Origin of the sequence: Actinocorallia sp. B10E7 (genome assembly GCF_039871655.1) — a bacterium.
In the GTDB taxonomy this organism is placed as follows: Bacteria; Actinomycetota; Actinomycetes; order Streptosporangiales; family Streptosporangiaceae; genus Actinocorallia.
The window spans coordinates 796315-812288 of record NZ_JBDPLZ010000001.1 but is presented as its reverse complement, the minus strand read 5'-3'; the positions used below and the strand labels follow the sequence as shown (position 1 = coordinate 812288).

Here is a 15974-nt window from a genome sequence, read left to right as displayed (position 1 = left end):
GCGAGGGGAGCGGCACATGGATCTGCCCACATACACCAATGTCTGGCGTATTGAGAAACGGCTGTACAAGCTTTACGACCTGCGGCTGCCGATGCCGCTTCCGCTGGTCACGATCGGCGTGTACGCGGGTTCCTTCCTGCCCTGGATCGTTCTCCTGCAGTTCTTCGGCGTGCCGTTCAGCGCGCCGTGGCACGTGCTCTACCTCGTCCCGCCCGGGGTCGTCGCCTGGCTGGCGACCCGTCCGGTCATCGAGGGCAAACGGCTCAACGAGCTGCTGCAGTCGCAGGCGCGCTACCTCAGCGAGCCCCGCACCTGGTGCCGCCTGACGCCGATCCGGGAACCGCGCGAGGTCGTGGTCGTCGCGCGCGTGTGGCGTTCGCCCCGCCAGTTCACCCCCTCGCTCGACGCGCTCACCGAGGTGCCGGCGCAGGCACGCCCACAGGCCCCCGCCGCGCCGACCCCCGCGACCGCCGACGCCCCCCAGCCGCTGTCGGAGTACGCCGCCGAGTACGCGGCCGCCCACCAGGGCGCCGTCGCCCGCATGCAGGCGCAGATGAACGTCCAGCACGTCCCGGCGCCCGAGCCCGCCGAGCGCATGCCGATCCCGGTCACCCCCACCCTCGACTCGCCGGCCGAGCCGCTGCGCACCGAGTCCGTGCCGCCCGGCTCCGTCCCGCCGGCCGAGCCCGTCCCCGCCGAGCCCGTCGAGCCCGTCCGGGTGGAGACCGCGACCGAACCCGAGGACGAACCGGCCTCCGCCGCGCCGTCCCGCGCCGAGCCCCCCAAGCGCGCCCTCATCTCCGGCATTCGCCGCCCCGGCGAGGAACTCCAGTACTGGCGTCCCGCGGGAGCCGAGGCGGACGCCGCGGGCACCCCCACCCACGCCGTCCGCACCACCTTCGACGCCGCCGCCATCCGCCAGGCCGCCGCGGCGGCCCGCGCGGAGGAAGCGGCCCGCGCGGCCGAGGCGGCCCGCGCCCAGCGGCCCCCGACCCCTCCCCGCCCGCGGACGCCCGCCCGCTCGGCCGAGACGGCCCCGGCCGAGCAGCCGCCGCGTGCGGACGAGACCGCCGGTCCGCGGCAGTCCGAGAGGAACGAGGACGCCGCGCGGACGGGAGAGGCCATCCGGGCGGAGGAGGAGGCACGAACCGAGGCGCAGGAGCCCGCGCGGCCCGAGGCCGGGATCCGCGACGAGGAGTCCGTGCGGCCGCTGGACATCGACCGGACCGAGGACGTCGCCCGCGACGAGGAGCCGGCGCGGAGCGGAGACACCGAGCGGCCCGGGGAAGCGGAGCACGCGGAGGAGCCGCGCGCCCACGAGGAAGTTCGGCAGGGAGACGACGCCGGACGGCGCCTGGACGGGCCGTCGCCTTCGGGGGAAGGGGACGCGGTGCACGCGGGCGGAGAGACACCGGTCGGACCTCCCGGTTCGTCCGGGCCCGTTCCGGAGGGGGACGAGGCCGTCGTGCACGAGGAGCACACGCCAGCCGAGGCGGACGAGGAGAGCGCGGAGCGCCCCGTGGTGGGGCAGCCGCCCGCGACCATGCCCGACATCCCACGGGTGCCGGGTTCGTTCGGAGCGGCTTCGACCCCGCCGCCCCGGCTCAGAGAAGAGGAACGGCCTCAGGGAGACGAGGCGGAGCAGCGGCCCGAGCGTGAGAGCACGCCCGCCGCGCCCGCCGCGCCCGCCGCGCAGGTGAGCCCGGTGAACTCGGTGGCGAACCGGACGGACCAGCAGATCTGGCCTCCCGTTCCGGCTCCGGGCAAGCTGCCCCCCGCACGGGTGGCCCCGCCGCCGACGACGGCACCGGACATTCCCCAGGTCACGCCCTCGTCGGCCCCGCAGGCCCCCGTGCCCCCGGCCTCCGCGACGCCGGCCTCGGGCTCCGCGCCCGCCGAAGGAACGCCGGCGGACCCGAACCGGCGGGAACGCGGGGAGGCGCCGTCCGGCGGACACGCGAGACCGGCGGCGGCTCGGGGACCTCAGCCGTCCGAGGAGACGCCGTCGGGGCGGGAGGCCCCGTCCGGTGGCCGTGAGGCGCCGATGGCGGGTCCGGGGCCCCGGCCGTCCGAGAGAGCGCCGGAACGGCGGGAGACGCCGTCTGGCGGCCATGTGGTGCCGATGGCGGGTCCGGGGTCCCGGATGCCCGAGGATGTGCCGGTGGAGCGGGAACGTCGGGAGGCGCCGTCCGGCGGGTACGCGGTGCCGGCGGCGGGGCACGAGGACGAGCGGCCGGGCGGGCCGGGGGAACCGCCGGGGAGTTTCGGCGGGCGCGGGCAGCGTCCGCGGATCACCGCGGTCGAGGGCGACCAGGGGCTCGGCGGACGGGCTCCGGAGCGGTCGGTGTGGCCGGGGGCGCCCAGCAGGGACCGGCTGCCCGAGCCGGTGCGGGGGCGGCCGGTCAAGCCGGAGCCGCCGAGGATCGTGCCGCCGCGTGAGGAGCTTCCGCCGCCGCCCCGCGAGGTGCGTTCCGGCCCGGCCTCTCCGGTGCGGCCCCGGCCTACACCGGTGCCGGCCCCGCCGGTGGAGCGGGTCCAGGCGATCACGCCTCCGGACCAGCCCATGGAGGAGCCGGGCGGCCTGCGCCGCCTGCTCGGCCGCGGCAACCCCGTCGACCAGGACTACATCGAGCGGCTGCAGCGCCCGTTCCAGGGCAAGCGCCACATCGTGGTGCTCGGCTGCACAGGGGGCGCGGGCCAGACGGTCACCACGCTGATGATGGGGCACACGTTCGCGCAGTACTGCGGGGAGCCCACCGTCGCGCTCGACGTCAACCCGGGTCCCGGCGCGCTGGCCCGCCGCACCAAGATCGACACGCATGAGACGCTCACGTCGCTCATCGCCAACTCCGAGCACATCGGCAGCCTGTCGGGAATCCGGCGCTACACCAGCCGCTCCAAGTCGGGCCTGGACGTGGTCGCGGCGGGCAAGACCCCGCTGCACTCGCTGGACGACCGCGACTACGCGCAGGCGATCCGCACGCTCGACCGGTTCTACAGCGTCACCCTGCTGGACGCCGCCGCCGGCGTGGTCAGCAGGGTGCTGCCGCACGCCGACCAGATCGTCCTGGTCGCCCCGGCCAGCGCGGACGCCCCGCGCGCGGTGGCGATGACGTTCGAGTGGCTCGACGGCCACGGCTACCACGACCTCCGCCAGCGCGCCGTCACCGTCATCAACGGGGTGAGCCGCCGCAGCCAGGGCGACGTGGAGCAGGCCGAGCAGGTGGCGCGCGGCCAGTGCCGCGCGCTGGTCCGCATCCCCTGGGACGACCACCTCAGCCTCGACCGGTCGCCCCGCAACGAACTCAAGGCCCTCAGGCCGCCGACGAGACGGGCCTACCTGGCCCTGAGCGCGGTGGTCGCGGGTGGCTTCTCCGTCCTGCCCGAGCGGTACCAGGACCCGTCCCCCTACCATCAGGAGCGCACGCAGTGAGTCGGACGAAGACGAGTCGGCTGGCCGTCCGGTACTTCGACGACCGCATCCTCCTCGCGGAGCACTCGGCCTGGGCCTACTTCCGGCTGCCGACGTTCAGCTACGAGTTCACCACCGCCGAGGAGCGCGAGGCGCTCGCGACGAACCTCACCATCGCGCTCGCCACGATCCGCATGCAGGACGCCGAGGTGCACCTGCGGATCGCGCACCGCACGTACCCGGCGGCCGAGTGGGCCCTGGCGCTGGACAGGACGAGCGACAACGGCCCCGGCTGGCGCGCGTACCTGGAGGAGATGTACTCGCACGTCTGGGCGAAGGACTTCTGGTCCAAGGAGGTCTACCTCGGCGTCCGCCTCGGTAAGCGCGGCGTGCAGCTGCAGGGTTCGCTCGGCACGCTCCTGGGCTTCTACCGCAAGTCCGAGCGGACGCTCGGCCTGGAGGACGACGCGGTCGACGAGCGCGAGATCAAGCGCTGGACGGAGCAGGCGGAACGTCTGGGCCGCGCGTTGTCCAGCGGTGCTCTGCGCGCCCGCCACGCGACGTCCGTGGAGGTGGCGTGGCTGTTCCAGCACGCCGTGACGGGCGCGCTCGCGGACCCGCCTCCGTCGGCCGTCTCCAAGCGCCGCTGGGGCGCGGGCGAGATCGAGGCGCTGGTGGAAGGAGCGATCCACAACGGGCGTTCCCACCTGCGCATGGAGCAGCCGGGCGGCGAGTCCTACACCGCGTACCTTTCGTTCGCGCGTTTCCCCGACCTGATGCCGTTCCCGGACGGCGAGCCGTGGCTGCACTACGCGGACTCGCTCTCCTTCCCCGTCGAGATCAGTTCGCGGATGCGTCTCATCCCGCCCGCGCTGGCCTCCAAGGACGTGTCGCGCAAGCTCGCGCACGCCCGTGACATGGACGCGCACATCCGTGAGGCGGGCGCCGAGGCGCCGATCGCGCTGGCGGAGCAGATCGACGCGGCCCGGATGCTGGAGCACGGCATCACCAAGGAGCGCCTCCCGTTCGTCTACGGCTGGCACCGCCTCATCGTGACGGCCCACACCGAGGAGCTGCTCGTCCAGCGCGTGGACGCCGTCGTCGAGCACTACCGCGACATCGGCATCGACGTGGTGAACTCGACCGGCGACCAGTTCTCGTTGTTCAGCGAGTCCCTGCCGGGCGACCGCATCCGCCTGAACGCCTACGCCCAGCGCCAGCCGCTGCGGACGATCGCGGGCGGCATGCCGGTGGCCACCGTCGACCTCGGCGACCGCAGGGACGACGTGGGCGGCGGCTGGACGGGTCCCTACATCGGCGAGACCCTGGGCCGGGCGCGCAGCATCGTGCACTTCGACCCGCTGGTCGCAGCCGCGCGCAACCGTCCGACGGCCATCGCCATCACCGGCGAGCCCGGCGGCGGTAAGACCACTCTGGCCCTTTTGCTCATCTATCAGATGGCACTACGCGGCGTTACGATCGCGGCTATCGACCCCAAAGGTGACGCGGAAGCACTCGTGGAGCTGTTGAAGGCGCGCGGGCGCAAGGCCAGGACGCTGCCGTTGGGCTCGGCGGCGCCGGGCCTGCTCGACCCGTTCGGCTTCGGCGACGACATGGCGGCCAAGAAGACGATGGCGACCGAGACGCTGCGGCTGCTGCTGCCGCGCATGTCGGAGGAGCGCGAGTCGGCGATGATCCAGGCCGTCGGCGCGGTCGCCAACGGCGAGCGCCCGTCGCTGGGCAAGGTCGTCGACCACCTGGAGGCGGCGGAGGACGCGGCGTCCAAGAACCTCGGCGCGGTACTGCGGTCGATGTCGGAGATGCGGCTGGCGTCCCTGTGCTTCGACCCGTACGGGGGGGAGCGCATCGACACCGAGGGCTGGACGACCGTCTTCACGCTCGGCGGACTCACCCTGCCGGACGTGGCGATCAACCGTGAGGACTACTCCTACGAACAGCGGCTTTCGGTCGCCCTGATGTACCTGGTCTCCCAGTTCGCGCGCCGGCTCATGCACGGGCTGGACCGAAGGCTGCCCAAGGCCATCTTCCTCGACGAGGCGTGGGCCATCACTTCGACACCCGAGGGCGCCAAACTGGTGCCGGAAGTATCGCGGATGGGCCGCTCCCGCAACACTGCGTTGATCTTGGTTTCGCAAAATGCCGGTGACCTGTTGAATGAGCAGGTGACGAACTGTCTCTCGTCGGTCTTCTCCTTCCGCTCCAGCGAGCGGGGAGAGGTCGGCAATGTCATGGCGTTGCTCGGTGTCGAGGCCTCCGACGAGCACAAGGGCGTGCTGCGCAACCTCGGCAACGGCGAGTGCATCTTCCGGGATCTGGACGGACGGGCGGGACGGGTGGGCGTGGACCTCATCTCCGAGGAGCTTCTGCGCTGGCTCGACACCAACCCGACCCGCCAGAAGCCGGTTCTGTCCAAGACGGGGGCTGACCCAGAGGAGAACGCCGGATGAGACTCCGACGTGCCGTCGGCCGTGTTCGCCGGGGAGCGGGTCGTCGACGATCCGTGGTGCTGCTGCTGTGCATGGCCGCGTTCATGCTCATGACGCCCGCCGCCGCGGCCGCCCCGGACCCGCCGTGGAGCACCAACCCCAACGACGCCTGCGCGCCCGCCGCCGCCCCCGCCCCCGAGGCGTACGGCTCCGGTTCCGACGGGCTGATCAAGCCGCCGGACCACCCGAGCGAGCAGCTGAAGGCCACGGCCGCCGACCAGCTCACCTACTACGACCGCTACGGCACCGCGGGCCAGACGTGGTACGCCGTCGACATGGGCTGCGGCGACGCCATGGCCATGATCGGCAACTCCGTCTCCAACACGCTCTTCACGCTGGTCCGCGCCATCGACCGCACGACGATCAGCGTCTACCAGGCGGCGGCGTCCGAGTCGCTGCTGGGCTGGCTGAAGGACACCGTCGACGAGGTCATCACCGGCATCGGCAAGACGTTCAACGCCCGCTACTGGACGCCGGTCGTCATCCTCGGCGCGCTCACCCTGGCCTGGTGGGGGCTGGTCCGCAAGCGCACGTCCAAGGTGGCCGAGGGCACCATCTGGATGGTCGCGGCGATGGTCGGCCTGATCTGGTTGATCGCCCGCCCGGGCGACTTCACCACGCTCGGCACCACCGTCTCCAACGCCACCGGCGCGGCGTTCAACGCGGCGCTGCCGCAGAGCGGGACGGGCGCCACGTGCGTCCCGACACCCGAGGGCAAGCCGACGCTGGACGCCTCCAAGCTGGACGCCACCACCCGCAACGCCAACGGCCTGTGGGTGGCCCTGGTCTGCAAGCCGTGGCTGATGGGCGAGTTCGGCACCACCGACCCCGAGGCCGAGATCGTCAAGGATCACGCCGACAAGCTGCTGTACGCCCAGGCCGTCGACCTCCCCGAGACGTACGGGGACGAGAAGCCCGACATGGGAGCCAAGGCCGACGCCTACCAGGAGGTCGCCAAGAGCATCAAGTCGGAGTACCCGGGCGTCTACCCGCTCTTCCAGGGCAAGCAGTGGACGTCGCGGCTGGCCGTCGCGTTCGGCGCGCTGTTCGCCGCGCTGGTCGCGGGCCTGCTCATCCTGGTCATCTCGGTCGCTCTGATCATCGTGAAGATCGCGTTCCTGCTGCTGCTGGTGGCCGGCCCGATCTTCCTGGGCATCGGCATCCACCCGGGGATCGGCCGGGTGATCGCCGTCAGATGGCTGGAGCTCCTGCTGTCGATGCTGCTCAAACAGGCGGCGCTGATAGGGGTGCTGGCCCTGCTGCTGTGGGCCTACGGGGTGATCCTCGGAGAGGGCCTGCCCTGGGGCCTGCAGATCATGCTCATCGCCCTGGTGACCGGAGCGGCGTTCATCTACCGCAAGCCGTTCCAGCACCTGTTCGCGTCCGTGGGGTACTCGGCGGTCTCCCGCGCCCGCTCGGAGAGCGAACTGGAGAAGTCCATCGCGACGATGCGCAAGAACACCCTGGGCGTCGCGCAGGCCGCGGCTCCGGGAGCCGCGCTGTCCCGGCTGGTCCGCCGCGAGGACGGCGCGCCCGCGCTGTCGGGCATCGGCCCCGACGAACCCGCGGTCAAGTCCGGTTCCGGCTCGCTGGGCACCAAGGTCCGGACCGCCGATCCGGCGGGCGCCGGATCCGGCCGCGTCGCCGACACCGCGCCGCCGCTGAACCTGCCCAACAGCAGGAGCGGCGGAGGCTCCGCAAGCACCGGAGGCGGCGGGAGCGTCGCCGTGGCGGGCCGCGGCCGCACGTCCACGGGCGCGGGCCGTCCGGCGTCGAACCCCCGCCCGCTCTCCCGCAAGGGCGGCGGAGGCGGCGGCAGACCCGCCTCGTCGGGCGAGCGGCCCGCCCCCAAACCGGCCCCCAAGCCGGCTCCTCAGCCGAAGCCGGGCGGCGGCGTCACCGGCGCGTCGGTGCCCAGGCAGCGGGAGACCCCCGCGCCCGCCGCACGCGACCAGGCTCCGCCGCTGTGGGCCAAGCGGGTCGCCGACACCGAGCCCCCCGCCCCGTTCTGGCTGAACTCGGCCGACTCCTCCGACGACTAAGACCGCCATGGATCTGAACAACGACCGTCAGCGGCGGATGGTGTTCGCCGGGGTGGCCGTCGCACTGGTGCTGCTGGGCCTGTGGCTGTGGTGGCCCAGGCCCGACACCGAACCGGTGGAGCGTGACGACACCCCGGTGGCGAGCGCGCCGCCCGCCCCCGCCACACCTCCGCCGGGCATCGACGAACTCGTCGACCCGGAGAGCTTCGACATCTACCGGCTGCTGCCCTTCGGCCGGGAGGACTTCGCGACCGCGGCCACCACGGCCCAGCAGTTCGTCGCCCGGTACGGGACCTACCGGTACGACGAGGAACCCCGGACGTATCTCGACAGGCTCCGGCCGCTGGTGAACGACCTGGTCTACGACGACCTGCTGGCCGCCGCGTCCTCACCCGGGATCCTGGAGCAGCGCAGGATCGACCAGACGGTCGCGGAGGGCGGCGCCTCGCTGAACTCCATCCGCACGATCGGCGGCACCTCGGTCACCTTCCTGGTGACCGGAGTGCAACAGGTCACCGAGGCCGGGGCCACCGGCAGGGACAGCAAGCAGTGGGCGGTGACGGTGCAGAACACCGGCGGATCGTGGAAGGTCTACTCCTTCGACCCGGCCGAAGTGGGACAGGACGGTGAATCCGGATGAGGAGGCGCCTGCTGGCGGTCGGCGCGGTCAGCGTCTTCGCCGCCCTCTTCTTCGCGCTTCTCATCGTCCCCACGTTCTTCGGCGCCTCCCAGTTCCTCTTCGGAGGGGGAGGCGGCAGGGGCAACTGCGTGGACACCGCGGAGGCCGCCGAACAGCCGGGCGAGGCCGAGGCGGCCAAGGGCATCCCGGAGAACTACCTGGCCCTCTACAAGAAGGCGGGCGAGGAGTACGGGATCCCGTGGAACATCCTGGCCGGGGTGGGCCGGGTCGAGACGATCCACGGAACGCTCAAGAGCGAGGGCGTCCTCAGCGGCGAGAACTACGCGGGAGCCGGCGGCCCGATGCAGTTCCTGGAGCCGACATGGAAGGCCTTCGCCGTCGACGGCGACGGCGACGGCGCGAAGAACCGCTACGACCCGGCCGACGCCATCCCCTCCGCCGCCCGCTACCTCAAGCACAACAAGGCGCCGGAGAAGGTCCGGACCGCGCTGTTCCAGTACAACCACTCCTGGGACTACGTCGACGACGTCCTGGACTGGGCGGCCAAGTACGCCGCCGGCGAGTTCAAGGTCATCCAGGCGGGCGGGCTGCCCGACTGCAAGGACACCGACGACCTGCCCGCCTACACCGACGACGTCGTCGCCCGGATCATCGACTTCGCGCTCGCCCAGCGCGGCAAGCCCTACATCTGGGGCGGCACCGGCCCCGACGGCTATGACTGCTCCGGCCTGATGCAGATGGCCTACAAGCACGTCGGCCTCGACATCCCCCGCGTCACCTTCGACCAGTGGCCGTTCGGCGTCAAGATCAAGGACGGCACGGAGCAGCCCGGCGACCTCGTCTTCTTCGACTCCGGCCCGAACACCGCGCCGGGCAGGCCCGGCCACGTCGGCATGGTCATCGGCGAGAACAAGATGATCGTCGCCCGCTGCACCGCCTGCCGCCCCGCCATCGCCGTCAGGCCCTACCGCATCAGCACCCTGGTCGGCTTCACCCGCCCGCTCCAGCACCCGACCGTCGCCGACAAGCTGGAGAAGCTCGGCTGACCGTCCGTCCGGGGGCGACCCCCAGGCCCCCGGGCGGCTCAGCCGATCCTCGCTTCGCTGCGGTCGGCGGGTTGTCTTGTCTGGGGGGCGACCCCCAGGCCCCCGGGGCGGCTCAGCCGATCCTCGCTTCGCTGCGGTCGGCTGAGCCGGGGGGCTCTGGCAGACTGGGCGAATGCTGCCTGATGAGCTGTTCCAACCGCTGCGCCTGGACGACGCCCTGGAGGAGGCCGAGAAGGCCGGGGGGCGCGAGGCGGCCGTCGCGCTGCTGCAGCGGGCGCTGGAGGACCCTCGGGCCAAGGGCGACGAGACGCTGCCGGAGTACCTGGACGAGCTGATCGACCAGCTCACCGAGCTGAAGCGCTACCCCGAGGCGATCGAGGCGACCTACCGGCTGATCGAGGTGGACGAGTCCGCCCGGCTGGAGGAACTCGGCGCCATCGCCCACCTGCACGCCATGAACGGCGACCACGCCGCGGCCCGCGCGCTGCTGGAGGAACTGCGCGGGCAGGCCGAGCCGCTGGACGCGCTGATGAACACCCTGGTGCTCGCGGGCGAGCTGGGCGACCGGGACACGGCCGTCCGCTGGCTGGCCGAGGACCTGCGGCGGGGAGTCTCCGAAGGCTGGGACCCCGACCTCGTGCTCATCCACCGCGGGCACTTCCGCCGCCTCGGCGGCTCCGACCCCCGGCTGGAGGCCCTGGTCGCCGACTACCTGCCGCCCGTCGAGCAGCGCGGCGTCAAGCGGCTGCCGACCGGCCCCCGCTTCGTCTACGCGGGCACCGACCCGCTGGAGATCGAACGGCAGATGCGCGTCGACCTGTCCGCGCGCATCCTGACCCCCGAGGGGGAACTGATCCCCTGGCCTCCGGAACGCAACGACCCCTGCTGGTGCGGATCGGGCGCCAAGTACAAGAAGTGTTGCGGACGTCCTACGATCTGAGCCCCGCCGGAAGGTAGGTTGCGGGGAACCTACGGGGGAGGCTTCATGGTCATCGTGGTGGGCGCGGCCATCATCTCCGGCGGCAGGCTGCTCGCGGCCCAGCGGGCGGCTCCGGCGTCGCTCGCGGGTGGCTGGGAGCTGCCCGGCGGCAAGGTGGACCCGGGCGAGTCCGACGAGGCCGCCCTGATCCGGGAATGCAAGGAGGAGCTGGGCGTCCTCATCGAACTGGCCGACCGGATCGACGGAGACTGGCCGCTGGGCGAGGGCAAGGTGCTGCGCGTGTGGACGGCCCGGCTGGCCGCCGGGGAACCCGAGGCGCTGGAGCACATGGCGCTGCGCTGGCTGGGCCCGGACGAACTCGGCGACGTCGCCTGGCTCCCCGGGGATCTCCCCGCCGTCGAGGCGGTACGACGTCATCTGCTGTCGTCGGGCCGCCGCTAGAGGGTCCGCCCGGGGCCCGGGGTGACGTGGAACACTTCTTGGCCGCTCTCCTGCCCGAAGGCGGGAGATCACCGGCTCACGCAGCCCGGTCGGCCGACGGCCCGCCAGGTCCCGTACGATCAGTGCCGGCCGGGGCCCAGACCAGCCCGGACGAGCATCACCCGTGCGGGTGACCTGCCACCCCGCCGAGAGCGGGCGACCGGATTCCTCCCCGGTCCGAAGGCCGGGGCGTCCTCCGGCGTCCTCGGTAACGGCGGGTCAACAGGTCAAGACGCACTAGAATCTGATGTAGACAGCTGATCTGCGCCGCCCGGTTCCGGATTTCCGACCCTCGGACGACCCTCGGACGCGGCGAATCCCGAGACGAAACCGAGCGTGCCTTCATGCCCATCGCCACCCGCGACGACCTTCGAAACGTGGCCATCGTGGCCCACGTCGACCACGGCAAGACCACCCTCGTCGACGCCATGCTCTGGCAGTCCGGAGCCTTCCGCGACAACCAGTCCGTCGACGACAGGGTCATGGACTCCAACGACCTGGAGCGCGAGAAGGGCATCACCATTCTCGCGAAGAACACCGCGGTGCGCCACGGTGACCTCCTGCTGAACATCATCGACACCCCCGGCCACGCCGACTTCGGCGGCGAGGTCGAGCGCGGCCTGTCCATGGTCGACGGCGTGGTGCTGCTGGTCGACGCGTCCGAGGGGCCGCTGCCGCAGACCCGGTTCGTGCTGCGCAAGGCGCTGGGCGCGAAGATGCCGGTCATCCTGGTGATCAACAAGGTGGACCGGCCCGACGCCCGGATCACCGAGGTCATCGACGAGGTCTACGAGCTGTTCATGGACCTCGACGCGACCGAGGAGCAGATCGACTTCCCGATCGTCTACGCCTCGGGCCGCGCCGGACGGGCCAGCCTCAACAAGCCCGCCAACGGCGAGATGCCCGACAACGCCGACCTCGAGCCGCTGTTCCAGGTCATCAAGGAGACCATCCCGGCTCCGTCCTACGACCCGGACGCCCCCTTCCAGGCGCACGTCACCAACCTGGACGCCTCCAGCTACCTGGGCCGGATCGCGCTGTGCCGGGTGCACAACGGCACGATCAAGAAGGGCCAGCAGGTCGCCTGGTGCAAGGGCGACGGCACGGTCGAGCGGGTCAAGATCTCCGAGCTGCTGATGACCGACGCCCTGGAGCGCAAGCCCGCCGAGTCCGCGGGCCCCGGCGACATCATCGCCATCGCCGGCATCTCCGACATCATGATCGGCGAGACTCTGGCCGACCCCGAGGACCCGCGCCCGCTGCCGCTGATCACGGTGGACGAGCCGGCCATCTCGATGCTGCTGGGCACCAACACCGGCCCGCTGGCCGGCCGGGAGAAGGGCACCAAGGTCACCGCCCGCCTGGTCAAGGACCGGCTCGACCGCGAGCTCATCGGCAACGTCTCGCTGCGGGTCCTGCCGACCGAGCGCCCGGACGCCTGGGAGGTGCAGGGCCGCGGCGAGCTGGCGCTGGCCATCCTGGTGGAGACCATGCGCCGTGAGGGCTACGAGCTGACCCTCGGCAAGCCCCGCGTGGTCACCAAGGAGATCGACGGCAAGCTGCACGAGCCGGTCGAGCGGCTGACCGTGGACATCCCCGAGGAGTACCTGGGCGCGGTCACCCAGCTGCTGGCGGTCCGCAAGGGCCGCATGGAGCACATGACCAACCACGGCACCGGCTGGGTGCGGATGGAGTTCCTGGTCCCGGCGCGCGGCCTGATCGGCTTCCGCACCGAGTTCCTCACCGAGACCCGCGGCACCGGCATCGCCCACCAGGTCTTCGAGAAGTACGAGCCGTGGTTCGGCGAGCTGCGCACCCGCCCGACGGGCTCGCTGGTCTCCGACCGGTCCGGCGTCGCCACCACCTACGCGATGTTCAACCTGCAGGAGCGCGGCACCCTGTTCGTCGACCCGGCCACCGAGGTCTACGAGGGCATGATCGTCGGGGAGAACTCCCGCGCCGACGACATGAGCATCAACATCACCAAGGAGAAGCAGAAGACCAACATCCGCTCCTCCACGGCCGAGGAGTTCGACCGCCTCGTCCCGCCGAAGAAGCTGTCGATGGAGGCGGCCCTGGAGTTCATCCGGGACGACGAGTGCGTCGAGATCACCCCGACCGCCGTCCGCCTCCGCAAGGTCATCCTGGACACCAAGGAGCGCGAGCGCCAGGCAGCCCGGGCCAAGCGCGGCTGACCCGCGTCGATCCGAGCCCGGCTCCCTTCGGGGAGCCGGGCTTTTTCGCTGCGTTCTGACTACGCTGAGAGACGGCGCGTCCTACGATGACGGGAGCTGAGCGTGATGGGAAGTGATCGTATGGTGACCATCTCGTTTCCGTCGGAGGTCTCCGTCTCCCTGCCGGAGGAGGACACGCCGTACGGCATGTGGTCGCGTGGTGAGCTCGAGGACTACCTGCATCTCCCTGAACTTTTTTCTACCGAGGTCATCGACGGGGAGATCGTCGTGTCGCGTGCACCGGCTCATGGCCACAACCAGATCATCGAGGGCATCGGGCTGCCGTTCCGGGGAAAGCTCTTCAACGACCCCTCGTTTCCATGGCGTTGCGCGCAGGGCACCGGACTCGACATGGTCGGGATCGAGCAGGGCCTCCTCCCGGATCTGATGGTCATAGACGCCAGGATCTACCGGGAGGCGGCGCGCGAGCACAGGCTCGTCTCCGACCAAGTCGAGCTGGTCGTCGAGGTCACGTCGCCCTCGAACGCGGCGAACGACCGCCGCCCCGCCAAAGGGAGGGCCAGGCCCAGCAAGTGGCGCGCCTACGCGCGGGCCGGTGTTCCCTACTATCTGCTGGTCGACCGTGACCCGAGGATCGCCTCCGCCGTTCTGTACTCGATTCCCGACGCCGGCACAGGGGCGTACCTGGAAGAGGAGTCGTGGAAGTTCGGAGAGGCGATCCACCTGCCTGAACACTTCGATGTGATCATTCCCACCGACGAATGGCTCCCCTGGGATTTTGTTTGAGCAGACGCCATATGCCTCGGTCTGCGAGAGCGGTCAGCGTCGGTCTGAGCCCGGCTCCCTTCGGGGAGCCGGGCTTTTTCGCTGCGTTCTGACTACGCTGAGAGACGGCGGGTCCTACGATGACGGGAGCTGAGCGTGAGGAGAAGTGCGCAGATGGTAGCTGTCTCGGTTCCGCCGGAGTACTCCGTCTCGATGCCCGAAGAGGACACGCCGTACGGCATGTGGCTGCGTGGTGAACTCGAGGACTACCTACATCTCCCCGAACTCTTCTCTACCGAGGTCATCGACGGGGAGATCGTCGTGTCGCGTGCACCGGCCTTCGGGCGTGACCGGATCATTCATGCGATCATCTTCGCCTTCAACCGGGCGAAAGTCCTGGATGAGTCCTTCTCGTGGCTCTGCTCGTCCACTGGTCTGGACATGGTGGGGATCGAGGCGGGCTACATCCCGGATCTGATCATTTTGGATGAGCAGATCTCCCGGGAGGCGTTGCAAGGGGAGGTGCGGCGCCGACTCGTCTCCGACCAGGTCGAGATGGCCGTCGAGGTGACGTCGCCTTCGAACGCCAAGGTCGACCGGTGTCCCGCGAAGGGAGCAGAGGGGCGTGGCAAGTGGCGTGGTTACGCGCGATGCGGTGTTCCCTACTATCTGCTGGTCGACCGTGACCCGAGGATCGCCTCCGCCGTTCTGTACTCGATTCCCGACTCCGCCACGGGGGCGTATCTGCAGGAGGAGTCGTGGAAGTTCGGTGAGGAGATAGAGCTGCCCGGGCACTTCGGGGTGACGATCTCCACTGACGAATGGCTGTCCTGGGACTTCGGCTGAGAGGCGGTGCCCTCCCGGTGCCGGAGAGCGGGAGGGCGGAGTTCCGCCGGGTGGTCGTCAGTTCAGGGTGGGTCTGCCGAGGGTGTCGATCTTGGCGGACTTGGAGTAGGCGCGTAGGGTGTCGCCCTTGGCGGTGCCGTCGAAGACGACCTGGTACCTGGCGTCGCACCAGGTACCGGCCTTGATCTTGAATCTGCCCTTGGCGTCGGTGCGGCCCTTGGCCGCCACCCGCCAGGTCTTCCCGCACAGGAAGATCACCGCCACCTTCTGGCGGGCGTAGGGGAAGCGGCCCTTGCGCTTGGCGCCCGTGCGGTAGAGCACACCCGAGACGGTGATCTTCTTTCCGACCTTGATCCGGCGCGGGGTGAAGGTGAGCGCGTCGAATGACGTCTTCCAGCGCCACGCCTTGCGGACGGTGCTCGTGGCCGGGGCGTAGTGCTCGTCGCCCGGGAAGCGCAGCCGCCACCAGCCGGGGGCGTGGGTGAAGGGCCCGAAACGCAGTCCGCGGTGGGCGTCGGGGCGGGTGCGGGTGACCGTCCGCCAGCCGCGCCTGCCGTCGGGGGAGTACTGCAGTGAGACGTCGATCCGGGTGGGGTCGTCGTTCGGGCCGGCGCTCAGGGTGAGCCGGCCGGTCGCCTTGAACCTGCGTGAGGGGGAGTAGGAGACCCCGAAGTCGTGGAGCACGGCCGTGGCCAGCACCCGGACCTGGACCCGGGGGCTGTCGGCCTTCTGCCCGTCCGCCTCGAACCGGGCCCGGAAGGTGCCCGTCTCGCGCAGGGAGGCCGTCACCGAGTAGGAGCCGTCGGTGCGGGTGAGGGCGTCGAGGCCGTCGTCCTCCACGGTGTTCAGGTTGTCGATCTCGATGGCCTCGCCCGGGATCGGGATGACGTCGCCGGCCTCGGTCCTGCCCTGGAGCGTTCCGCTCAGGCGCACCTCACCGCCCGCCGCGATCGCCTTCGGGTCGGCGAACAGGGTGAGGACGGCCTCGACCGGTGGAGCGGCCGCCCGTGCGGGCAGGCCGGGCAGCACGCCCAGGCCGCAGGTCAACGCGGTCAGGACAGGGAGGGAACGCCGCAAAGTCATCTCGCCTTCGTCTGATGA

Annotated in this window: 11 protein-coding genes; 10 read left to right on the top strand and 1 reads right to left on the bottom strand. The window is 71.1% G+C overall.

Annotated elements, in window-relative coordinates; genetic code table 11:
* The first annotated feature begins 16 nt into the window (after window positions 1-16).
* The 10 genes from ABGB12_RS03960 to ABGB12_RS03915 all read left to right on the top strand — a co-directional run bounded on the left by ABGB12_RS03960 (window position 17) and on the right by ABGB12_RS03915 (window position 14873).
* Window positions 17-3433 carry a TcpE family conjugal transfer membrane protein gene (locus ABGB12_RS03960; RefSeq protein ID WP_347674657.1) on the top strand — a complete coding sequence of 1139 codons (3417 nt, stop codon included), beginning with the start codon at window positions 17-19 and terminating at the stop codon, window positions 3431-3433.
* Window positions 3430-5880: an ATP-binding protein gene (locus ABGB12_RS03955; RefSeq protein WP_347674656.1), complete on the top strand. Its 2451-nt coding sequence runs from the start codon at window positions 3430-3432 to the stop codon at window positions 5878-5880. Before ABGB12_RS03960 ends, ABGB12_RS03955 begins: the two co-directional genes overlap by 4 nt.
* Window positions 5877-7961, top strand: a complete 2085-nt coding sequence (locus tag ABGB12_RS03950) for a type IV secretion system protein (RefSeq protein ID WP_347674654.1) — start codon at window positions 5877-5879, stop codon at window positions 7959-7961. The genes ABGB12_RS03955 and ABGB12_RS03950 overlap by 4 nt, the downstream gene beginning before the upstream one ends.
* A 7-nt stretch (window positions 7962-7968) precedes the next feature.
* Entirely contained in the window at window positions 7969-8601 is a 633-nt protein-coding gene (locus ABGB12_RS03945) for a hypothetical protein (RefSeq protein WP_347674652.1), read from the top strand.
* Window positions 8598-9647 (top strand): bifunctional lytic transglycosylase/C40 family peptidase, encoded by a 1050-nt coding sequence (locus ABGB12_RS03940; protein WP_347674651.1) that lies wholly within the window; start codon window positions 8598-8600, stop codon window positions 9645-9647. Before ABGB12_RS03945 ends, ABGB12_RS03940 begins: the two co-directional genes overlap by 4 nt.
* Window positions 9648-9819: 172 nt before the next feature.
* The gene (locus tag ABGB12_RS03935; RefSeq protein ID WP_347674649.1) at window positions 9820-10587 is read left to right on the top strand and encodes an SEC-C metal-binding domain-containing protein; all 768 of its coding nucleotides are present in this window, start codon (window positions 9820-9822) and stop codon (window positions 10585-10587) included.
* 45 nt (window positions 10588-10632) lie between these two features.
* Entirely contained in the window at window positions 10633-11028 is a 396-nt protein-coding gene (locus tag ABGB12_RS03930) for a (deoxy)nucleoside triphosphate pyrophosphohydrolase (RefSeq protein WP_347674648.1), read from the top strand.
* A 383-nt stretch (window positions 11029-11411) separates the two neighbouring features.
* Window positions 11412-13262, top strand: a complete 1851-nt coding sequence (typA, locus tag ABGB12_RS03925; protein ID WP_347674647.1) for a translational GTPase TypA — start codon at window positions 11412-11414, stop codon at window positions 13260-13262.
* 123 nt (window positions 13263-13385) lie between these two features.
* Window positions 13386-14048 carry a Uma2 family endonuclease gene (locus ABGB12_RS03920; protein ID WP_347674646.1) on the top strand — a complete coding sequence of 221 codons (663 nt, stop codon included), beginning with the start codon at window positions 13386-13388 and terminating at the stop codon, window positions 14046-14048.
* Window positions 14049-14240: 192 nt separating this feature from the next.
* Complete coding sequence (locus tag ABGB12_RS03915; protein ID WP_347674645.1) at window positions 14241-14873, top strand: Uma2 family endonuclease; 633 nt, start codon at window positions 14241-14243, stop codon at window positions 14871-14873.
* Between the two features lie 57 nt (window positions 14874-14930).
* Here the strand turns inward: ABGB12_RS03915 and ABGB12_RS03910 are convergent, their stop codons facing one another.
* Complete coding sequence (locus tag ABGB12_RS03910; protein WP_347674644.1) at window positions 14931-15956, bottom strand: hypothetical protein; 1026 nt, start codon at window positions 15954-15956, stop codon at window positions 14931-14933.
* Window positions 15957-15974: the final 18 nt, after the last annotated feature.